Source organism: Enterobacter cloacae complex sp. 2024EL-00711 (genome assembly GCF_047529885.1).
Classification (GTDB): domain Bacteria; phylum Pseudomonadota; class Gammaproteobacteria; order Enterobacterales; family Enterobacteriaceae; genus Enterobacter; species Enterobacter ludwigii.
This window is the reverse complement of record NZ_JBLIZC010000007.1, coordinates 38,285-59,112: the sequence shown is the minus strand read 5'-3', so window position 1 is coordinate 59,112 and position 20,828 is coordinate 38,285. Positions and strand designations below refer to the sequence as shown.

23 protein-coding genes are annotated in these 20,828 nt (G+C 55.6%); 7 read left to right on the top strand and 16 right to left on the bottom strand.

Annotated elements, in window-relative coordinates; all coding sequences use genetic code 11:
- The first annotated feature begins 10 nt into the window (after positions 1-10).
- The 3 genes from ACMVME_RS18480 to ACMVME_RS18470 all read left to right on the top strand — a co-directional run bounded on the left by ACMVME_RS18480 (position 11) and on the right by ACMVME_RS18470 (position 3,087).
- Complete coding sequence (locus ACMVME_RS18480; protein WP_059305569.1) at positions 11-1,378, top strand: 6-phospho-alpha-glucosidase; 1,368 nt, start codon at positions 11-13, stop codon at positions 1,376-1,378.
- A gap of 90 nt (positions 1,379-1,468) precedes the next feature.
- A complete protein-coding gene (gene sseA, locus ACMVME_RS18475; RefSeq protein WP_025203463.1) occupies positions 1,469-2,317 on the top strand; it encodes a 3-mercaptopyruvate sulfurtransferase in 849 nt (282 codons plus the stop codon).
- The gene (locus ACMVME_RS18470) at positions 2,317-3,087 is read left to right on the top strand and encodes a MurR/RpiR family transcriptional regulator (RefSeq protein WP_014171175.1); all 771 of its coding nucleotides are present in this window, start codon (positions 2,317-2,319) and stop codon (positions 3,085-3,087) included. The genes sseA and ACMVME_RS18470 overlap by 1 nt, the downstream gene beginning before the upstream one ends.
- Before the next feature lie 17 nt (positions 3,088-3,104).
- On the opposite strand, the gene sseB is transcribed toward ACMVME_RS18470, so the two are convergent.
- From sseB to trmJ, 11 genes are all read right to left on the bottom strand, one after another.
- Positions 3,105-3,881: an enhanced serine sensitivity protein SseB gene (gene sseB, locus ACMVME_RS18465; protein WP_068794871.1), complete on the bottom strand. Its 777-nt coding sequence runs from the start codon at positions 3,879-3,881 to the stop codon at positions 3,105-3,107.
- A 96-nt stretch (positions 3,882-3,977) separates the two neighbouring features.
- Entirely contained in the window at positions 3,978-5,264 is a 1,287-nt protein-coding gene (pepB, locus tag ACMVME_RS18460; protein ID WP_020883024.1) for an aminopeptidase PepB, read from the bottom strand.
- A 53-nt stretch (positions 5,265-5,317) separates the two neighbouring features.
- The gene (gene iscX / locus ACMVME_RS18455; protein ID WP_014171178.1) at positions 5,318-5,518 is read right to left on the bottom strand and encodes a Fe-S cluster assembly protein IscX; all 201 of its coding nucleotides are present in this window, start codon (positions 5,516-5,518) and stop codon (positions 5,318-5,320) included.
- A 1-nt stretch (position 5,519) separates the two neighbouring features.
- Positions 5,520-5,855, bottom strand: coding sequence for an ISC system 2Fe-2S type ferredoxin (fdx, locus tag ACMVME_RS18450; protein ID WP_014171179.1), 336 nt, complete (start codon positions 5,853-5,855; stop codon positions 5,520-5,522).
- A gap of 1 nt (position 5,856) precedes the next feature.
- A complete protein-coding gene (gene hscA / locus ACMVME_RS18445) occupies positions 5,857-7,707 on the bottom strand; it encodes a Fe-S protein assembly chaperone HscA (RefSeq protein WP_020883023.1) in 1,851 nt (616 codons plus the stop codon).
- A 14-nt stretch (positions 7,708-7,721) separates the two neighbouring features.
- On the bottom strand, positions 7,722-8,237 hold the full coding sequence (hscB, locus tag ACMVME_RS18440; protein WP_014171181.1) for a co-chaperone HscB: 516 nt from the start codon (positions 8,235-8,237) through the stop codon (positions 7,722-7,724).
- A gap of 76 nt (positions 8,238-8,313) precedes the next feature.
- Entirely contained in the window at positions 8,314-8,637 is a 324-nt protein-coding gene (gene iscA / locus ACMVME_RS18435; RefSeq protein ID WP_003860659.1) for an iron-sulfur cluster assembly protein IscA, read from the bottom strand.
- A 13-nt stretch (positions 8,638-8,650) separates the two neighbouring features.
- Positions 8,651-9,037, bottom strand: a complete 387-nt coding sequence (iscU, locus tag ACMVME_RS18430) for a Fe-S cluster assembly scaffold IscU (RefSeq protein WP_003860661.1) — start codon at positions 9,035-9,037, stop codon at positions 8,651-8,653.
- A 23-nt stretch (positions 9,038-9,060) separates the two neighbouring features.
- On the bottom strand, positions 9,061-10,275 hold the full coding sequence (iscS, locus tag ACMVME_RS18425; RefSeq protein ID WP_020883022.1) for a cysteine desulfurase: 1,215 nt from the start codon (positions 10,273-10,275) through the stop codon (positions 9,061-9,063).
- A 119-nt stretch (positions 10,276-10,394) separates the two neighbouring features.
- Entirely contained in the window at positions 10,395-10,886 is a 492-nt protein-coding gene (iscR, locus tag ACMVME_RS18420; RefSeq protein ID WP_020883021.1) for a Fe-S cluster assembly transcriptional regulator IscR, read from the bottom strand.
- Between the two features lie 165 nt (positions 10,887-11,051).
- The gene (trmJ, locus tag ACMVME_RS18415) at positions 11,052-11,780 is read right to left on the bottom strand and encodes a tRNA (cytosine(32)/uridine(32)-2'-O)-methyltransferase TrmJ (RefSeq protein ID WP_032669904.1); all 729 of its coding nucleotides are present in this window, start codon (positions 11,778-11,780) and stop codon (positions 11,052-11,054) included.
- A gap of 130 nt (positions 11,781-11,910) precedes the next feature.
- Between trmJ and suhB the strand changes: the two genes are divergently transcribed.
- Positions 11,911-12,714 carry an inositol-1-monophosphatase gene (gene suhB / locus ACMVME_RS18410; protein ID WP_020883019.1) on the top strand — a complete coding sequence of 268 codons (804 nt, stop codon included), beginning with the start codon at positions 11,911-11,913 and terminating at the stop codon, positions 12,712-12,714.
- Positions 12,715-12,766: 52 nt separating this feature from the next.
- On the opposite strand, the gene ACMVME_RS18405 is transcribed toward suhB, so the two are convergent.
- On the bottom strand, positions 12,767-13,747 hold the full coding sequence (locus ACMVME_RS18405; RefSeq protein ID WP_025203459.1) for a nickel/cobalt transporter: 981 nt from the start codon (positions 13,745-13,747) through the stop codon (positions 12,767-12,769).
- Positions 13,738-14,376 carry a DUF1007 family protein gene (locus tag ACMVME_RS18400; protein ID WP_020883017.1) on the bottom strand — a complete coding sequence of 213 codons (639 nt, stop codon included), beginning with the start codon at positions 14,374-14,376 and terminating at the stop codon, positions 13,738-13,740. Before ACMVME_RS18400 ends, ACMVME_RS18405 begins: the two co-directional genes overlap by 10 nt.
- Positions 14,377-14,501: 125 nt before the next feature.
- Here ACMVME_RS18400 and csiE point away from each other — a divergent pair, with 125 nt between their 5' ends.
- The gene (csiE, locus tag ACMVME_RS18395) at positions 14,502-15,779 is read left to right on the top strand and encodes a stationary phase inducible protein CsiE (RefSeq protein ID WP_014171189.1); all 1,278 of its coding nucleotides are present in this window, start codon (positions 14,502-14,504) and stop codon (positions 15,777-15,779) included.
- Here csiE and ACMVME_RS18390 read toward each other — a convergent pair whose 3' ends face one another.
- Positions 15,780-16,919, bottom strand: a complete 1,140-nt coding sequence (locus ACMVME_RS18390; protein ID WP_020883016.1) for a 3-phenylpropionate MFS transporter — start codon at positions 16,917-16,919, stop codon at positions 15,780-15,782.
- A 173-nt stretch (positions 16,920-17,092) separates the two neighbouring features.
- Between ACMVME_RS18390 and ACMVME_RS18385 the strand changes: the two genes are divergently transcribed.
- Complete coding sequence (locus ACMVME_RS18385; RefSeq protein ID WP_014171191.1) at positions 17,093-17,515, top strand: DoxX family protein; 423 nt, start codon at positions 17,093-17,095, stop codon at positions 17,513-17,515.
- 54 nt (positions 17,516-17,569) lie between these two features.
- On the opposite strand, the gene glyA is transcribed toward ACMVME_RS18385, so the two are convergent.
- On the bottom strand, positions 17,570-18,823 hold the full coding sequence (gene glyA, locus ACMVME_RS18380) for a serine hydroxymethyltransferase (protein WP_020883014.1): 1,254 nt from the start codon (positions 18,821-18,823) through the stop codon (positions 17,570-17,572).
- Between the two features lie 304 nt (positions 18,824-19,127).
- Here glyA and hmpA point away from each other — a divergent pair, with 304 nt between their 5' ends.
- Positions 19,128-20,318, top strand: coding sequence for an NO-inducible flavohemoprotein (gene hmpA, locus ACMVME_RS18375; RefSeq protein WP_068794873.1), 1,191 nt, complete (start codon positions 19,128-19,130; stop codon positions 20,316-20,318).
- A gap of 95 nt (positions 20,319-20,413) precedes the next feature.
- Here the strand turns inward: hmpA and glnB are convergent, their stop codons facing one another.
- On the bottom strand, positions 20,414-20,752 hold the full coding sequence (glnB, locus tag ACMVME_RS18370; protein ID WP_003860685.1) for a nitrogen regulatory protein P-II: 339 nt from the start codon (positions 20,750-20,752) through the stop codon (positions 20,414-20,416).
- Positions 20,753-20,828 lie beyond the last annotated feature (76 nt).

Here is a 20,828-nt window from a genome sequence, read left to right as displayed (position 1 = left end):
GGAGCTAAAGATGTTTACACCCCCTTTTATTCTGTCAATTGCCGGTGGCGGCAGCACCTATACGCCAGGTATCGTGAAAAGCCTGATGGTACGCCTGCAGGACTTCCCGCTGGCCGAGATTCGCCTCTACGATATCGACGAAGCACGCCAGAACACCATTGCACCGGTGGTGGAGAAGGTCATTCGCGACCATAGCCAGAGCATTACCTTCACCGTGACCACAGACCCGGAAGTCGCGTTCAGCGGGGCGCACTTTGTCTTCGCCCAGATGCGTGTCGGCCAGTACAGAATGCGTGAGCAGGATGAGAAGATCCCGCTGCGCCACGGCGTGGTGGGCCAGGAAACCTGCGGTCCTGGCGGGCTGGCATACGGCCTGCGCACGATCCTGCCGATGGTCGAGCTGATCGATCTGGTGGATCGCTACGCGCATGAAAAAGCCTGGATCGTGAACTATTCCAACCCGGCCGCGATCGTTGCGGAAGGGGTGCGCCGCCTGCGACCGGACGCCCGCGTGCTTAATATCTGCGATATGCCAGTGGCCGCGATGCGTAACATGGGGGCCATTTTGGGTGTGGACCGCCACAAGCTGGAGGTGGACTACTTTGGTCTGAACCACTTCGGCTGGTTTACCCGCGTGCGGGTGGACGGCGAGGACAAGCTGCCGGAACTGCGTCGGCATATCGCGAGGTTCGGCCTGCTGACGGAAGATGCGGCCAAAACGGATCCGCAGCACTCGGATCCGTCGTGGGTGAAAACCTGGCGCAACATCAAGCCCATCATGGATAACTTCCCGGAATATCTGCCAAACCCCTATCTGCAGTACTACCTGATGCCAAACCAGATTGTGGAGCATCAGAACCCGGACTATACCCGCGCGAACGAAGTGATGAACGGGCGTGAGAAAAAGCTGTTTGCCGCCGCAGAAGAGTATAAGCGTACCGGGATTTTACCGGATGCCTTCCACGTGGGCGTCCACGGCGAGTTTATTGTCGATGTCGCCTGCTCGCTGGCATTTAACCTGCGTCAGCGCCATCTGGTAATGGTGGAAAACCGCGGGGCGATAACCAATCTGCCGTACGACGCGGTGGTGGAAGTCCCGGCCTACATCACCTCTGAAGGGCCAGAGCCGATCCGCGTGGGTCGGGTCCCGCTGTTCCATCAGACGCTGCTACAGCAGCAGCTCGCCTCTGAACAGCTGCTGGTGGAAGCGACCATTGAAGGCAGCTACGAAAAAGCGCTACAGGCGTTCACCCTGAACCGCACCGTGCCCACCATGGAGCACGCAAAAGCGATTCTTGATGACATGATTGACGCCAACCGTGACTACTGGCCTGTGCTGCAAAAAGCCTGGCAGAACGGTGAAGCGGTGAAAAAATAGGGTCGTGCTCGCGAGTTGAACGTGGTTTGCTTGTCGGTGTCAGAAAAAACACCGACAATCCTTTTTTACGGAAAAGAATGGAGGCAACCCATGTCCACCTCATATTTTGTCGCCGCCGACTGGCTGATTGAGCACGGTGACGATCCGGAAGTACAGATTATTGACGCGCGTATGGCACCTGCCGGGCAGGAACATCTTCGCGATATGGTCGCAGAATACCGCGCAGGGCATTTGCCGGGCGCGGTATTTTTTGATATTGAAGCTCTGTCCGACCATAACTCCCCTCTCCCGCACATGCTGCCGCGCCCGGAAGCGTTCTCCGTGGCGATGCGCGAACTTGGCGTTAATCGTGACAAACACCTCGTGGTTTACGATGAAGGTAACCTCTTCTCCGCACCGCGCGCCTGGTGGATGCTGAAAAACTTTGGCGTGGAGAAAGTCTCAATTCTTGCGGGCGGTCTCGCGGGCTGGAAGCGTGATGAACTGCCATTGCAGCAGGGCGACGTGACGCTGCCGGAAGGCGAGTTCGACGCGACGTTTGATGCGCATCAGGTAAAACGTCTGACCGACGTGCTGGTGGTCAGCCATGAAAAAACGGCGCAAATTGTCGATGCCCGCCCTGCAGCGCGCTTTAACGCCCAGGCGGATGAACCGCGTCCGGGGCTGAAGCGCGGCCATATTCCCGGCGCGTTGAATGTGCCGTGGGGCGATCTGGTGTTTGAAGGTGAATTAAAAACGACCGATGAGCTGCGCGCCATTTTTGATCGTCAGGGCGTGGATTTGCATCGTCCCATTATTGCCAGTTGCGGGTCCGGCGTCACGGCCTGCGTGGTGATTCTGGCGCTCGCCACACTCGGTGTAAACGACGTGACGCTCTATGATGGCGCCTGGAGTGAATGGGGTGCACGAGACGATTTGCCCGTTGAACCGGCCAAATAATGGATAACCGTCTGGCCACGCTGTTAACGCGCGGGGCGTCACTGACCCGCGCGGAATATCGCGTGCTGGCCCACCTCACAGAGCATCCTCTGCTGGTGGGCAATATTACGGTGCGCGAACTGGCGCAGGCGACGTTCGTCTCAACCGCTACCATTATGCGTCTGTGTCAGAAATTAGGCTTCAGCGGTTTTAGCGAATTTATCTGGCACTGCAAACAGCTGTTAACCGAGACGCCGTATATCGCCGCGCAGGCACAACAGCGCCCCGAACTGCCGGCGCTTTTCAGTCAATTTATCGCGAACTATCAGCAAACCTTTCAGTGGGTAACGCAGGAGAAGCGCGCGCAATTTTCGACGTTGCTGCGCCAGAAAGAGAGCTTCTTTCTTTATGGCGCCGGCTTCTCTTATCTCTTCGCCGAGTACCTCACCAAGAAATTGCAGGTGCTGGGCAAAACGGCGTTTATTTCCGGGCCGGGCGATAGCCGAAACATTTTCCTCAGCAACGCTGCGCGGTATCAGGTGTTTATCGCCGTCTCACGCAGCGGTGAAACCGAACAGGTGCTGGATAAAGCGCGGATCGCGAAAAACGTGGGTATGACGGTCGTGGCTTTTACGCGCGCTTCGGCCAATACGCTGGCGGGAATGGCAGATTTGCACTTTGCCTTATATGACGAGGCGGTACATTACGCCGCAGAAGCCGCTGGCGTGACGTCGTTTGAGTCGAATCTGGTCCTGCTGATGGATTTACTGCTGCTGGAAGCGACGGGGTGAAAAATCACCCCGCGTAATCAGATAATGCGGGTGGTTTTGAGATCGCGCAGGAATCCGCCCCATCGACGCTCGTAAAACGGCGTGATGTGCTCGGTAATAAAGTGGCTGATGCCCTTCTCATCCTTCTTCACCTGGCAGATATCGATCGGCTCATCACCCGGTAGCGTATCGGTGGCAACACTGCCCGCAGCCTGAATAATCTCCTCGATATCGCTGTCTGCTTCAATGCCAATCAGCAGTACCGGCTGTTCATCCGTGCTCTCTTTAACAGAGCAGAGGAACGCGCGCCTCACGGGTTTGAGGGTTTTGAACAGCGTGGTCAGCGAATCAATCATCTGCGCAGGGGGGTCGGCTACTTCAGACAACAGCAGCGTTTCGCCCCCTTCCAGCACTTCCTGCGTACTGAGCGGGTTGCCCTCCTCGCCAATCAGATGGTTGATTTCACGCGGGGTGAACTCTTTCCCGGTTGGCAGTTTGGCGTTGAGGAACAAGGTCTGGCCCAGCGTCATTTCGAAGAGAGTGCGCACCGGCATCACCACGAACGCCTGCTCGTCTTCAACAGCCTGCTGCAGCGCTTCCAGCGAAGTGAAGAACGGGATCACCGACGTGCCGTCGTCTTTCTCCCAGTGGAGCAGGTCCAGCGCGCTGTCTTCAACAACCTGTTCGCCTTCCGCTGCGGCACCCGGAACCCAGACGGTGGACTCCAGCAACGTGCGGAAAAATGCCGGACGGTGGGCAGGTTCGGTCGCCGCCTGTTCCAGCAGAGTTTCTAATTCGTTTTTCGTTTCAGACATAGTTTGGCTACTTCAAGATAATGTCGGCTGGCGCAAGGCTAACAGGCCTACAAAACCGTAGGCCCGGACAAGCACAGCGCCGCCGGACAAAGACAATTACTCGGCAGTCAGCAGGTTCGCGATAGTACGCACGCCCAGTCCCGTTGCCCCTGCAGACCACTGCTCAACGGCCGCTTTACGGTAGGTTGCGGAGCAGTCGATGTGCAACCAGCCTTCGTGATAGTTCTCAACGAAGTGAGACAGGAAGCCGGCCGCCGTGCTCGCACCCGCCGGATAGGCTGCGCTCGCGGTATTGTTCAGTTCGGCGAAGTTAGACGGCAGCTGGCTGCGGTGGAATTCGGCCAGCGGCAGACGCCAGAACGGTTCGTTCTCCGCGGCCGCGCTTGCCAGCAGACGGGCTGCCAGTTTGTCGTCAAAGCTGAACAGCGCATGGTAGTCGTTGCCCAGCGCGGTTTTCGCCGCACCGGTCAGGGTCGCCATGTCGATAATCAGCTCTGGCTTCTGCGCAGACGCGTCGATGAGACCATCAGCCAGCACCAGACGACCTTCCGCGTCGGTGTTCATCACTTCCACGTTTTTACCGTTACGGTAGCGAATGATGTCGCCGAGCTTAAAGGCATTACCGCTCACCATGTTGTCCGCACAGCACAGGTAAAGCTTCACGCGCTTGTTCAGACCGCGCGTAATGGCAAACGCCAGCGCGCCGGTGATGGTTGCTGCACCGCCCATATCGGACTTCATGGAGTCCATGAACGCGCTCTGCTTCAGGCTGTAACCGCCGGTATCGAACGTGATGCCTTTCCCGACCAGGCAGGCAAATACCGGTGCTGCTTTATCACCGGTTGGGTTGTAATCCAGCGCCAGCAATACCGGAGGACGCTCGGAACCGCGACCCACGGTGTGGATCCCCATATAGTTCTGCTCGCGCAGGTCTTCACCTTTGGTGATGCGGTAAGACATTTTGTCGCCGGCCACGCCGCACAGCAGGTCAACGGCGCGCTGCGCAAGTTGTTCAGGACCCAGCTCTTCTGCCGGGGCGTTAATGGTATCGCGCACCCAGTCGATAATGGTCAGACGGCTTTCCAGCTCTTTCTGACCCGCTTCGTCGAGCGTCGCCCACTCGATTTTACGGCTGCCTTTCGGTCCTTTGTAACCCGCCCAGAATGCCCAGCTGCGGTCGATATCCCAGCCTTCGCCGTCCAGGGTGACATGTTTAATGCCCAGACCATCAATTTTGCGCGCCGCGCGCTGGATCAGACCCAAATCATCGTTGCCAGTCAGGTGCAGGGTAATACCGTCGTTGTTGATACTGTAGGTGGCTTTCTCGCCCCAGCGCGCGTCAGCAGGCTGATTCGAGATCGTAATCTTCATCGCTTCGGTCATTTTATTTATCCTTATTAGCAAACGGGCCGCCTGAAGGCAGCCCGTAAGGTGATTTATTCTGCTTCATCTAACCAGACTAACAGAATCGCCTCCAGAATTTTTTCATTGGATGCGTTTGGATCGTCGTCAAAATCGTCTAAATCGCAGATCCACTGATGCATATCGGTGAAGCGTACGGTTTTAGGATCGAGATCCGGGTTAGCGTCGTAGAGCGCTTCGCCGATTTCACGGCTGTCAGTCCACTTCAGTCCCATATCAGTGCTCGCGTGCGTGGTTGATGGTGTAGCGTGGGAATTCCACGACCAGATCTTCATCGGTCACCAGAGCCTGGCAGCTCAAACGGCTGTCTGGCTCCAGACCCCATGCTTTATCCAGCATGTCGTCTTCATCTTCGGTGCTCTCGGCCAGAGAGTCAAAACCTTCACGCACGATGCAGTGGCAGGTTGTGCAGGCACAGGATTTTTCACAGGCGTGTTCCACTTCGATACCGTTACGCAGGGCAACATCGAGAATGGTCTCACCGGTCTTCGCTTCCAGAACAGCACCATCCGGACAGAGGTCCGCATGAGGCAAAATAACAATCTTTGGCATATTAAACCTCGTCCACGGACTGGCCTTTCAGCGCGACGCGGACAGATTTGTCCATGCGGCGAGCAGCAAAGTCCTGGGTTTGTTTATCAACGTTTTTAATGGCTTCTTCTATTGCATCAGCATCATTGCCTTCGGCCACTGCGCTTAAGCGCGCGGCAGCCTCGTCAATCACCTGACGCTCAGCGGCGCTTAACAGCGCGGCGTCGGCAGCGAGCGCACCGTTCAGACTTTCCAGCACGCGTGCGGCTTCAACTTTCTGTTCTGCCAGCATACGCGCCTTCACATCCTGTTCGGCGTAGCTCATTGAATCCTGAATCATGGAGGCGATCTCACCATCGGTCAGGCCGTAGGACGGCTTCACCTGGATAGACGACTCAACGCCGGTGGATTTCTCCATCGCCGTGACGCTCAGCAGGCCGTCCGCATCCACCTGGAAGGTAACGCGAATATGCGCACCGCCCGCAGGGAGCGCAGGAATACCGCGCAGCGCAAAGCGCGCCAGTGAACGACAGTCCTGCACCAGCTCGCGCTCGCCCTGCATCACATGGATGGACATCGCGGTCTGGCCGTCTTTGAAGGTGGTGAATTCCTGCGCGCGCGCCACCGGAATGGTGGTGTTACGCGGAATGACTTTCTCCACCAGTCCTCCCATGGTTTCTAAACCCAGGGAGAGCGGAATAACATCCAGCAGCAACATCTCGCTGTCCGGCTTGTTGCCGACCAGAATATCCGCCTGGATAGCCGCGCCCACGGCAACCACTTTATCCGGGTCGATGGACGTCAGCGGCGTGCGGCCAAAGAATTCACCCACCCGTTCACGCACCAGTGGTACGCGCGTGGAGCCGCCAACCATGACCACTTCCAGCACCTCGTCAGCCTCAACGCCCGCATCTTTCAGTGCGCGACGGCAGGCCAGCAGAGTGCGTTTCACCAAAGGCGCGATCAGGTCGTTAAACTGTTCCCGGGTGATTTCCCCCTGCCAGCCCGCCACGTTGACGGTGACAGACTGCGCATCGCTCAGCGCGATTTTCGCGTCGATGGCCACGTCCAGCAGTTCACGCTGCACGCGTGCATCGCTGCGATCGGGAATACCCGCCTGTTCACGAATGAAATCGGCCAGCAGATGGTCGAAGTCATCGCCACCCAGCGCAGAATCACCGCCGGTAGCCAGCACTTCAAACACCCCACGGCTTAAGCGCAGGATAGAGATATCAAAGGTCCCGCCACCCAGATCGTAAACCGCAATCACCCCTTCCTGACCGGAGTCCAGGCCGTAGGCAATGGCGGCCGCCGTCGGTTCGTTCAGCAGGCGCAGAACGTGCAGTCCCGCCAGACGCGCCGCGTCTTTGGTGCCCTGACGCTGAGCATCATCAAAGTAGGCCGGAACGGTAATGACCACGCCATCGAGATCGCCACCGAGCGTTGCCGTAGCACGCGCCGCCAGCGCTTTGAGGATATCAGCAGAAACGCGGATCGGGTTCAGCAGCCCCGCTGCCGTGGCAATCATTGGCAGGCCGTTTTCACTGGCCTGCAGCTGATACGGCAGATGCGGATAACGGGTCTGAATATCGGCGAGGGAGCGGCCCATCATGCGTTTTACGGAACTGATGGTGTTCGCCGGATCGCGCGCGGCGTTCGCGCGTGCGTCGTAGCCAACCGCGTGGCCCTGCTGTTGGTAGTGGACCACGGAAGGCAGCAGATGACGGCCCTGCTCGTCAGCCAGCGTTTCCGCCTGGCCGCTTCGCACGGTCGCCACGAGAGAATTGGTGGTGCCCAGATCAATACCTACCGCCAGACGACGCTGGTGTGGTGCGGCACTTAAGCCAGGCTCACTAATTTGTAATAAGGCCATAATTGCTTCCGAAATTAAAAATCGAGCAGCTTTTCTTCGAGTTGTTCAGCACTGCTTCGCAGTTTATCGAGAAAACGGAGTTTGCGCACAGTGTCTGCCGCCACATCCCAGGTCTCGTTGTTCAGTTGCTCCACCATCAGTTGATGGCGGGTATCGAACATGCCTTTTACGCGCTTGATGAAGCTTTCCAGACGCGCTTCATCTTTGGCCTGTTCAATCTCATCCAGCTCTTCACGCAGTTCCAGCTGTTCCATCAAAAACGCCGTATCACGCACGGTGTGCTGTTCACTCGCCAGATCAAAGCCATGAAGCGAGAGCAGATACTCAGCGCGAGACAGTGGATGGCGCAGCGTCTGCCAGGCCTGATTGATGGTCGCAGATTGCGATACCGCAGCCAATTGCTCTGACTGAGTACCACTGGCGAATTTATCCGGATGATACTGACGCTGCAGATCCTGGAAGCGGATCGTCAGCGCCTGGAGATCAATCGGGTATTGAGCGGGTAGTCCGAAGAGAGTGAAGTAATCCATAACAATCTCAGGGGTAGCCTGTTAGAACAAACCCCACGCACAGGAGTCCTGCGGTGGGGTTTCGGATGACGCGCGGTTAAACGTGGAAGCTTTCGCCGCAACCACACTCGTCTTTGACGTTCGGGTTCGTGAATTTGAACCCTTCGTTCAGGCCTTCTTTTACAAAGTCCAGCTGAGTGCCATTGAGGAATTGCAGGCTTTTGCCATCGACCACCACCTTCACGCCCTTGTCTTCAAATACGGTGTCATCAGACGCCGGTTCGTCAACAAACTCCAGTACGTAAGCCATACCAGAACAGCCGGAGGTACGTACGCCCAGTCGCAGGCCAAAGCCTTTACCACGGTTCGCCAGAAAAGAGCTTACTCGCGCGGCAGCGCTGTCGCTAAGGGTAATCGACATACTCAAACCTCAATTATTTTGCTTCACGTTTGCTTTTGTAATCCGCAATGGCGGCTTTGATCGCGTCTTCTGCCAGGATAGAACAGTGAATTTTCACGGGTGGCAGTTCGAGTTCTTCAGCAATATCCGTGTTCTTGATTGCCTGTGCTTCGTCCAGAGACTTGCCCTTCACCCATTCGGTGACCAGGGAGCTGGAGGCGATAGCAGAACCGCAGCCGTAGGTCTTGAAGCGCGCGTCTTCAATGATACCTTCATTGTTGACTTTAATCTGCAGCTTCATCACGTCGCCACACGCTGGCGCACCGACCATACCGCTACCTACGCTTTCGTCGCTGTTGTCAAAAGAGCCAACGTTGCGCGGGTTCTCGTAATGATCAATAACTTTTTCGCTGTATGCCATGTTGAATTCTCCTTATGTACCGATTAGTGATGTGACCATTCAATGCTGTTCAGATCCACGCCCTGCTTGAACATCTCCCACAGTGGAGAAAGGTCACGCAGACGACCGATGGAGTTGCGAACCAGCTTGATGGTGTAGTCAATCTCTTCTTCGGTAGTGAAACGACCTAAAGAGAAACGGATAGAGCTGTGTGCCAGCTCGTCAGTCATGCCCAGTGCGCGCAGCACGTAGGATGGCTCCAGGCTTGCAGACGTACAGGCAGAACCGGAAGAAACCGCCAGGTCTTTCAGCGCCATAATCAGCGATTCACCTTCAACATAGTTGAAGCTGACGTTGAGAATGTTTGGTGCGCCCTGTTCGAGATCGCCGTTCAGATACACTTCTTCCATATCTTTCACGCCATCCCACAGACGGTTACGCAGCGTGCGCAGGCGCGCCATCTCGGTTTCCATCTCTTCTTTCGCAATACGGTAAGCTTCGCCCATACCCACGATCTGGTGAACAGGCAGCGTACCGGAACGCATACCGCGCTCGTGACCGCCACCGTGCATCTGTGCTTCGATGCGGATACGCGGTTTACGACGAACGTACAGTGCACCAATACCTTTCGGGCCATAGATTTTGTGGCCGGAGAAGGACATCAGGTCCACTTTCAGCTGGCTCAGATCGATAGGCAGTTTGCCCACGCTCTGGGTGGCGTCTACGTGGTAGATGATACCGCGCGCACGGCACATTTCGCCGATGGTCGCGATATCTTGCACAACGCCGATTTCGTTGTTTACGTGCATGATGGAAACCAGAATGGTGTCATCACGCATGGCCGCTTCGAGCTCTTTCAGGTCGATAATACCGTTGCTCTGTGGTGCCAGGTAAGTCACGTCGAAACCTTCACGCTCGAGCTGACGGCAGGTATCCAGCACGGCTTTGTGTTCGGTTTTGCTGGTGATGATGTGCTTGCCTTTTTTCTGATAAAAGTTGGCCGCACCTTTGATCGCCAGGTTATCGGATTCGGTCGCACCGGAGGTGAATACAATCTCACGCGGGTCGGCACCCACCAGGTCAGCAATCTGATTACGGGCGATATCTACCGCCTCTTCAGCATGCCAGCCAAAACGGTGTGAACGGGAAGCTGGGTTACCAAAGTTTCCGTCCAGGGTCAGACACTGCATCATTTTCTCGGCAACACGCGGGTCCACCGGCGTGGTTGCGGAGTAGTCGAGATAAATCGGTAATTTCATTGCTCTATAAACTCCGTACATCGCTTCAATGCAAGGAATCAGGCAACCGGCTGGATGTACGACCGAGTACACGGAGCGAGCGAACGCTCCGGCCTGATTCTGAAATACTTATCTTTTTATTACGCGCGTAATTTGACGTCGATCGCGTCCTGCCCGCGGGTGCTGCGTTGGGAGTCCTGGCTGTGCTGACGGCCAGAGACATCCAGAACTTCCTGGTTATTTACCAGTTCACCTAAGGTGATGTTGTTCAGGAAGCCGGTCAGACGATCGCTCAGGTCGCGCCACAGCGCGTGGGTCAGGCACTTATCGCCGCCCTGGCAGCCGCCTTTACCCTGGCAACGGGTCGCATCAACGGATTCGTCAACGGCACTGATCACTTCGCCAACTGCAATACTGCCCGCGTCTTTACCCAGCAGATAACCGCCGCCTGGGCCACGAACGCTGGAAACCAGTCCATTTTTACGCAGTCTGGAGAACAGCTGCTCCAGATAGGAGAGGGAGATCCCTTGTCGTTCAGAAATATCAGCCAACGGAACCGGGCCCGCTTCGGAGTTGAGCGCAACGTCCAGCATCGCGGTCACGGCATAACGCCCTTTAGATGTCAGTCTCATGTCTTACTTAACCTCAAACTCGCCCCTGCCCGGGGTTTTTTATAGTAAAATGGGGGTATTGCATAGCAGGGCCAAGTCTGACATTCCTGACTAAAATGGTCAACTATTTACTTGACTGTTTTAGTCAGGTATTTAACCTTCCGTGCCGTATCACCAGGATGGGCACTACTCTTTATTCTTTTGCTCAATCGACGCCAGAATCCCGCGCAGAATGTTCAGTTCCTGGCTTTCCGGACGTGCACGGGTAAACAGGCGGCGCAGCTTGTTCATTACCTGCCCCGGGTGACCTTCACGGATGAAACCGGTAGAGAGCAGGGTCTGCTCCAGGTGACCATAGAAGCGCTCCAGATCGTCCACCAGCGGGTAGACGGCCTCTTCCTGCGGCTCTGCCGTTGCTTTTTCCTGCGTCGCCAGCCACGCCATACGCACTTCATAGGCAATCACCTGAACGGCCATTGCCAGGTTCAGGGAGCTGTATTCCGGGTTAGCGGCAATGGCTACGTGGTAATGGCACTTCTGCAGTTCATCGTTGGTCAGGCCCACGCGTTCACGGCCAAACACCAGCGCTACAGGAGCCTGTTCGGCTTCAGAGACGCTTTTCAGACCGCATTCACGCGGATCCAGCATCGGCCACGGCAGTGTACGGGAGCGGGCGCTGGTCCCAACCACCAGACTGCACCCTGCCAGGGCTTCGTCCAGAGTATCCACGATCTGCGCGTTACCAATGACATCGCTGGCGCCCGCAGCCAGAGCGATAGCCTGTGAGTCGGGTTTCACCAGTGGGTTAACCAGCCACAAGTTCGTTAAGCCCATGGTTTTCATAGCGCGGGCTACGGAGCCCATATTGCCAGTGTGCGATGTTTCGACCAGCACGATTCGAATGTTTTGCAGCATAGTTTTAATGTCTGGATTCTGTGTCTGAAGAATATTCGGCCATATTATCATAAACGAGAGACATATTCCGATCTCGCTGCTATACTCTGCGCCGATTTTCCCGTTCTTTAACATCCAGTGAGAGAGACCGATGCATCCGATGCTGACCATCGCCGTGCGCGCAGCGCGCAAGGCGGGTAATGTAATTGCCAAACACTACGAAACGCCAGATTCTGTTGAAACCAGCCAGAAAGGCAGCAATGATTTCGTAACCAACGTCGATAAAGCCGCTGAAGCGATTATTATCGATACCATCCGCAAATCTTACCCGCAGCACACCATCATCACCGAAGAAAGCGGTGAACTTGAAGGTACCGATCAGGATGTTCAATGGGTTATCGATCCACTGGATGGCACCACCAACTTCGTCAAACGTCTGCCACACTTCTCCGTGTCTATCGCAGTACGCATTAAAGGTCGTACTGAAGTCGCCGTGGTTTACGATCCAATGCGTAACGAACTGTTCACCGCGACCCGCGGTCAGGGCGCGCAGCTGAACGGCTACCGTCTGCGCTGCAGCAATGCACGCGACCTCGACGGTACCATTCTGGCGACCGGCTTCCCGTTCAAGGCGAAGCAGCACGCAACCACTTACATGAATATTCTGGGCAAACTGTTCACCGAATGCGCGGACTTCCGTCGCACCGGTTCTGCCGCGCTGGACCTGGCCTATGTGGCTACCGGTCGCGTTGACGGTTACTTTGAGCTGTCACTGAAGCCGTGGGATTTTGCAGCGGGCGAGCTGATCGCGCGTGAATCAGGCGCCATTGTTTGCGATTTCACCGGCGGCCACAACCATCTGACGACCGGCAACATCGTTGCAGGTAACCCACGTGTTGTTAAAGCCATGCTGGCAAACATGCGTGATGAGCTGAGCGACGCGCTGAAGCGTTAATCCAGCCTGCGGTGCCCTCTCCCGCCGGGAAAGGGCACCATGCTGTACCTGACTAAAACGGCCTTAATCCCCTTCCCACCGGCACCGCGCTCATCCACATCGTTACCGCAGCCACCAGCAGAATCATCCCGCCCGCCAGCGCGAGCGTTGTCCATCCGACCTGCCGCCACAGCACCGGCGTTTTATTGCCGCTGAGTTTGACCGCCAGTTGACGGAAACTGTGCACCAGCAGTGCCAGTGACGAAATCGTGAGTGACGTCCCGGCCGCCATGGCCAATGCCGAGAGCATTCCCCAGCCAAATACACCCATCACCTTACTGAACAGCAGCACCATGATTGCCCCTGAACACGGACGCATGCCCATTGAGAGCACAACCATCAGCCGCGCTCGCCAGTCATCACCGTTCTGCAACTGCGCCTGCGTCGGCAGATGCTGATGCCCACAGCCGCAGTTCGCAGTGTGTTCATGGTGCGGCGTAAAAGCCCTGAACTGGGGTTTGTGCAGCAAAGCCCGCAGTTTTTTCAATGCCCGCCAGCACAGGAGCAGCCCCAGCACACCGACCAGCGCGTAACTGCCCTTCTCCAGCCAGAAACTGCTGATATGCAGCTGACGAGCAGGAAGGCGTAATAACGACAGGACGACCACCACCAGCGCAATCGCCACGCCGCCCTGAAGCAGCGAAGATGCGAGGGTCAACCCGATGCTTGATTTGAGCCTGGACGGATGAGTCGCAAGCCAGGTCGCGATCACGATTTTGCCGTGTCCCGGCCCCAGCGCATGCAGGACACCGTAGAGAAAACTGAAGGCCAAAAGAGAACCGCCTGCCTTCGTCGGGTTTTCCGCCACCGCCTTCAGTAAGCCACTCATCTGCTGGTTGACCTCGCGCTGCCAGACAATGCTTTTCATCATCACCTGCGGCCAGGCGTGCCATAGCCACAACGCGCCGCACACGGCCAGCAGCAAAAAGAGCGCCAGCGGCCAGAGATGAAGCCAGCGGCGTGATTTTCGTGCCGGAGATGCGATCACTGACATTGCAACGTCACCTGCTGTGCGAACTGTTTACCCAGCTCCATGTCTTCGGGTGGGGCATCTTCTTTATCGAGAGAGACCGCAAAATTGAGCGTCTCTTCGCTCGGTTTTGGCGTGTGCATTGCCATCGTGCAGGTTTTTTGCAGGGCTGCCGGTAGCGTCACATCACTCTCCTCTGCGTAATGCATATCGACATAGTAAGTGGGATCAAAGGTGGAAAACGTATAGGTCTGCCCAGCCAACGGCTGCGGATGCGCCAGCGGCAGGACAAACGTCAGTACAGCCTGATGTCCGTCGCGGGTCATGCCATATTCCGTCGGCCGATTCATAAATTTCACTTTTTGTCCGTTGTGCCAGAACTCGGTGAAATAGTGCTGACCAAGCACGTTGGCCATCACTTCCGCCGCCAGCTTTTTCCAGATTTCATCCCCGGGTTTTGCATTCCCGGCATCGTACAGCAGGTCAGCCGAGGTGATTTCATCCATCGTCCAGCGCATTTTCAGGCCACTGAGCTGCGTTCCGTCCGTTACCAGCTCGGTTTTCAGGCTGATAAAACTGTGAGGATGCGCGACGACAGCAAAGGGGATCACCGTCAAAAATAACGCCATTGCGCTTTGTTTAACTGTTTGCATCAATTCCTCACGTCATAAATTCTGTGATGTTCGCCAGCAATCCTGAGTGAAAGGCCTGCCGGCGCGCTTTTCAGCGCCCATCCTTTAGCTATTCTTATCAAACATTCCCACTGGATACCCGACAGATGATGACGACGCTTGAAATTCCATCTGTGCTTTCCAGTTCGCAGCGCCGCTGCCAGGTGCTTTTAATGCTTTACCTGCCCGATGCTGCCGTTACCGCACAGAGCATTATCGCTGCCAATGGCGTGGACGACGCTATGGCACGGCAAGATATAGCCGAGACGCGCGATGAAATCCAGCGCTATCACCGGCTCGACATCGTCACGTACCATGACGGCAGCTACCGGATTGAAGGCTCAGCCCTGAATCAACGTTTATGCCTTTTGCACTGGCTGCGCAGGGCTATGCGGCTGTGTCCGCAATTCGTTTCGCATCAGTTTACCCCCGCGCTGAAAACCGCGCTTAAACAGCAGGGCATTGCCCGTCCTCTCTATGACGATACCAATCTGCGGGCGTTGATCAGCTTCTGCTCGCGTAAGCTTCAGCGGCCGTTTGATTGCCGGGACGTACAGTTTTTACAGCTCTATCTGCAGTATTGCCTGATGCAGCATCATCTGGGGAATACCCCGCAGTTTTCATCGGTGCAGCGTAACTGGACGCAATCAAGAGGGGAATATTTCACCGCTCAGGAGATTGTTCGTCACTGGAAACGCCGCGTGCCACAAGGGACCCACAGCGATGAACAACTGTTTCTTGCACTGCTTTTTATGATGCTGCGCACCCCTGACCCTGTGCTTGATAAGCATCAGCAGGATCAGCGTCTGCGCCGGGCAATTGTGCGCATGGTCGCCCGTTTTCGGGCGCAAACCGGGATGAACTTTAGCGATGAACAGGGGCTGACCGACCAGCTTTATATTCATCTGGCCCAGGCGCTGGACCGTTCGCTGTTTGAGATAGGCATCGACAATAGCCTGCCGGAAGAGATCCATCGTCTCTATCCCCGCCTGTTACGCACTACCAAAGAGGCGTTGTTTGAGCTTGAAGCGGAATTCGGGCTGCGTTTTTCTGATGAAGAGATGAGCCTGGTGGCGGTCATTTTCGGCGCCTGGCTGATGCAGGAGACCGATCTGCATGAGAAGCAGGTGGTGTTATTGACGGGAGAGGATAAATCCTGTGAGGACGTGATTGAGCAGCAACTGCGCGAATTGACGTTGCTGCCGCTCAACATTCGATATCAGACGCTGCAGGCCTATCAGAAAGAGGGGGCACCGCGCGAAGCGGCGCTGGTCATCACCCCTTATCCGACCGCCCTGCCCCTGTTCTCACCACCGCTGATCCACGCCGTTGAGACGCTGAACACGCAGCAGCAAGAACATATTCGCGCCATGCTGGAATCGTAGCTAGGCGCGCGCGGCGACTTTAGGACGAACGAACATCGCCGGTAGGGCGACAAGCGCCATGACCCAGAAGACCCCGTGTCCCAGATGCTGGTAAAGGAAGCCCGCAAAGACCGTCATCACCGCAATGCTGCCGCCCATCGCCACCGCCGAATAAACCGACTGCAACCGAATGACATCCCCGCCTTCACGCGCGGCGATATAGCGCATGGCCGCCAGGTGACATACCGTGAAGGTGCCGCAGTGCAGAATTTGCGCCACGATCAGCCACGGCAGTTCCGTCGTCCAGCCCATAATGCCCCACCGTATAACACCACAGACTGCAGAAAGCAGGAGCAGATCGCGCGCGCCGAAGCGCCGAAACAGCTTTTTGCTCAGCGCGAAGATAATCACTTCAGCGACCACACCGAGCGACCACAGGTAACCCACTGCAGATGCGGAGTATCCTGCCCCCTGCCAGTAGATGGCGCTGAAACCATAGTACGCCGCGTGCGCGCCCTGCAGCAGACAGACGCAGGCCAGGAAACGCCAGCTTTGTGCCACCAGGCTTCGCCAGGCCGGCCAGCCGGCGCTTTCCTGATGACGGCTCTCACCTTGCGGCATTACCGATGGACGCAACAGCATCCCCAGCAGCATGGAGGCAATACCGATACTCAGCAGCGCAAGGATCGCACGGTAATCGTAAAGGCTAACCAGTTTACCTACCAGTGCAGAGCCGATGACAAAGGCAATTGAGCCCCACAGCCGCACGCGGCCATAATCCATCGTTATCTGTTTTTGCCAGGTGTTTGCCAGGGCATCCGTCAGCGGAACCAGCGGCGAGAAAAAGAGGTTAAAACCGACCATCACCACCATCAGCCATGCAAACTGGTGGCTCACCCAGAAACAGGCGACAAAGACCAGCGTCAACAGCGCCAGAATGCGTACCGCCTTAATCAGCAAGGAGGGATCGCTGACGCGCGGTGCGATCAGCAGGCTTCCCAGGAAACGTGCCACCAGACCAGCGCCAAGCAGGATACCTATGGTCTCGGGCGTCAGGCCGATCCCCTTGAGCCAGACGCTCCAGAAAGGCAGAAAAATACCGTAGCTAAAGAAATAGGTGAAATAACTGAGCGCCAGCCAGCGCGTGGAATGCAAGACCATGAATCCCTCCCGAAATGGAGGCCATAGTCTGGCGAGAATACAAAAATTAAGCAAGTCGATAGCCTGCTATAAATTAACGAAAATTTAACATATTGTGCAGTCATCTGACTTATGGCAGGGAATGAAAATGTGTATTACGTTTAAATTACTCCACTTGCAGAGGTATTTCTGCCATGAACTCACTTCGCTATTTAGATTTCGGCCAGGCACGTCACCTGTTGCTGTTAATAGGTCGTATCGCGCTTGTCGTACTGTTTATTATCTTCGGCTATCCAAAACTGACGGGGTTTAGCGGGACCGTACAATATATGACGTCGCTGGGTACACCCATGCCCATGCTGGCGGCCATTATTGCGGTGGTAATGGAGGTGCCTGCCGCCATCCTGATCGTGCTGGGCTTTTTCACCCGCCCTGTTGCCGTACTCTTTGTATTTTACACGCTGGGTACCGCGATTATCGGCCACCACTACTGGGATATGACCGGTGATGCCGTCATGCCGAATATGATTAACTTCTACAAGAATATCAGTATTGCCGGAGCGTTTATTTTACTGGCGATAGTGGGACCGGGAGCACTCTCCCTTGACCGGCGTTAACCCATAAAAAAAGGCCGCAATCGCGGCCTTTTTTATTTCTGCAAAACAGAAAGATTATGCGTATACCGGGAAGCGTGCGCAGATTTCCAGAACTTTACCTTTAACGCGCTCGATAACCGCTTCGTCATTGATATTGTCCAGAACATCACACATCCAGCCTGCCAGCTCTTTCACTTCCGCTTCTTTAAAGCCGCGGCGAGTAACAGCCGGAGAACCGATACGGATACCGGAGGTCACGAACGGGCTCTTCGGATCGTTTGGCACGCTGTTTTTGTTCACGGTGATGTTGGCACGGCCAAGGGCAGCGTCAGCTTCTTTACCGGTCAGGTTTTTATCAACCAGGTCCAGCAGGAACAGGTGGTTCTCAGTACCACCGGAAACCACTTTGTAACCGCGGTTCAGGAAGACTTCCACCATCGCTTTGGCGTTTTTAGCAACCTGCTGCTGGTAAACTTTAAACTCTGGCTCCATCGCTTCTTTCAGCGCCACCGCTTTCGCCGCGATAACGTGCATCAGTGGGCCGCCCTGCGCGCTTGGGAATACGGCAGAGTTCAGCTTTTTGTACAGCTCTTCGTCGCCACCTTTCGCCAGGATCAAGCCACCGCGTGGGCCCGCCAGGGTTTTGTGCGTGGTGGTGGTCACAACGTGAGCATGCGGAACCGGGTTCGGATAAACGCCTGCAGCAATCAGGCCGGCAACGTGCGCCATGTCAACGAACAGGTAAGCACCGATGCTGTCTGCGATTTCACGCATTTTTGCCCAGTCAACGATACCGGAGTAAGCAGAGAAACCGCCGATAATCATCTTCGGTTTGTGGGTCTGCGCCTGCTTCGCCATGTCTTCGTAGTCAATTTTACCGGACTCATCAATGCCGTAAGGAATGATGTTGTACAGTTTGCCAGAGAAGTTAACCGGAGAGCCGTGAGTCAGGTGGCCGCCTTGCGCCAGGTTCATACCCAGAACGGTATCGCCCGGTTGCAGCAGCGCGGTGTAGACCGCGAAGTTAGCCTGAGAGCCAGAGTGCGGCTGTACGTTAGCGTAGTCGGCGCCAAACAGTTCTTTAGCGCGATCGATGGCCAGTTGCTCAACGATATCAACGTACTCGCAACCGCCGTAGTAGCGTTTGCCCGGGTAACCTTCAGCGTATTTGTTGGTCAGCTGAGAACCCTGCGCCTGCATTACGCGCGGGCTGGTGTAGTTTTCGGAGGCGATCAGTTCGATGTGCTCTTCCTGACGTACTTTTTCCTGCTCCATAGCCTGCCACAGTTCGGCATCATAATCGGCAATGTTCATTTCACGCTTTAACATCCGCATCTCCTGACTCAGCTAACAATAAAATTTTGGCCTGAAAAGGCAGTCCTGTTGGACGACGGGCAACAGTATAACTGATTAGTTCTGTGATAACAGGTCTTGACAAACGATTTTACGCAAACGTTTTCCTACCCGCCACGCAAGGGTTTGAGGAATAAAGCCCTCATCATTTTCAACGGATTTCTTTTCAGGTTTGTGATGCATATTTTTCACGTTGCAAAGAACCATTTACAACGCAGGGGTATTTTTTATAAGATGCATTTAAAATACATTATTAAAAACACCACTGAAGGACGCTGCTATGCTCGACGCTCAAACCATCGCCACAGTTAAAGCCACTATTCCCCTGCTGGTCGAAACCGGCCCGAAACTCATCGCCCATTTCTACGATCGTATGTTTACGCATAACCCGGAGTTGAAAGAGATTTTCAACATGAGCAACCAGCGTAACGGCGATCAGCGCGAAGCCCTGTTCAACGCCATCGCAGCCTACGCCAGTAATATCGAAAATCTGGCGGCGTTGCTGCCTGCCGTGGAAAAAATTGCGCAGAAGCACACCAGCTTCCAGATCAAACCCGAGCAGTACAACATCGTCGGCGGCCATCTGCTGGCCACACTGGATGAGATGTTTAGCCCGGGTCAGGAGGTGCTGGACGCGTGGGGAAAAGCCTACGGCGTGCTGGCAAACGTGTTCATTAACCGTGAAGCACAGATCTACAGCGAAAACGCCAGTAAGACAGGCGGCTGGGAAGGTACCCGCGCTTTCCGCATCGTCGAGAAAACGCCGCGCAGCCAGCTCATCACCAGTTTTGAGTTCGAGCCGGTGGATGGCAAGCCGGTCGCTGATTATCAGCCGGGACAGTATCTGGGCGTGTGGCTGAAGCCTGAAGGTTTCCCGCACCAGGAGATTCGCCAGTACTCCCTGACCCGCAAACCAGACGGTAAACGTTATCGCATTGCCGTAAAACGCGAAGATGGCGGCCAGGTATCAAACTGGCTGCATAACGAGGCTAACGTGGGTGATGTGGTTCATCTGGCCGCGCCTGCGGGCGATTTCTTTATGGCGGTTGAGGCGAATACGCCGTTCACCTTGATCTCAGCCGGGGTGGGCCAGACGCCAATGCTGGCGATGCTCGACACCCTCGCTAAATCAAACCACAGCGCGCAGGTAAACTGGTTCCACGCCGCCGAGAACGGTGAAGTGCACGCGTTTGCCGATGAAGTGAATGCGCTGGCTTCCGGTCTGCCACGCTTTACCGCCCATACCTGGTATCGTCTGCCGACGGATGCCGACCGTGCAGCCGCACGCTTTGACAGCGAAGGTCTGATGAATTTGAGTCAGCACGAAGGGGCATTCAGCGCGCCGGAGATGCAGTTTTATGTCTGCGGACCGGTCGCGTTTATGCAGTATGCCGCGAAGCAGCTGGTGGAGTTGGGCGTGAATAAAGACAACATTCATTACGAATGTTTTGGGCCGCATAAAGTACTGTAATCGCCCGATGGCGCTACACTTTCCCGGCCGGTGAGTTTTTGCAGGCCGGGTAAGCATAGCGCCACCCGGCTGAATCAGGAATCAGGTACTGACGATTAAATCGCGGCGTCGTCTTCTTCACCGGTACGGATACGGATCACGCGTGCCACATCAAAGACGAAGATTTTACCGTCGCCAATTTTGCCGGTCTGCGCCGTACGGATAATGGTATCCACACAGGTATCCACGATATCGTCGCTCACCACGATTTCAATTTTCACTTTTGGCAGAAAGTCCACCATGTACTCTGCGCCACGGTAAAGTTCGGTGTGGCCCTTCTGGCGACCAAAACCTTTCACTTCCGTCACTGTCATCCCGGTGATGCCCACTTCCGCCAGCGCTTCACGCACATCATCCAGTTTGAAAGGTTTAATAATCGCATCAATCTTTTTCATGGTGGGTCCTTAAACTCTTGCCTGTAAGCTGCTTCGTAATCGGTTGCTCACAGTATCATACTCATTCAGATTTTGC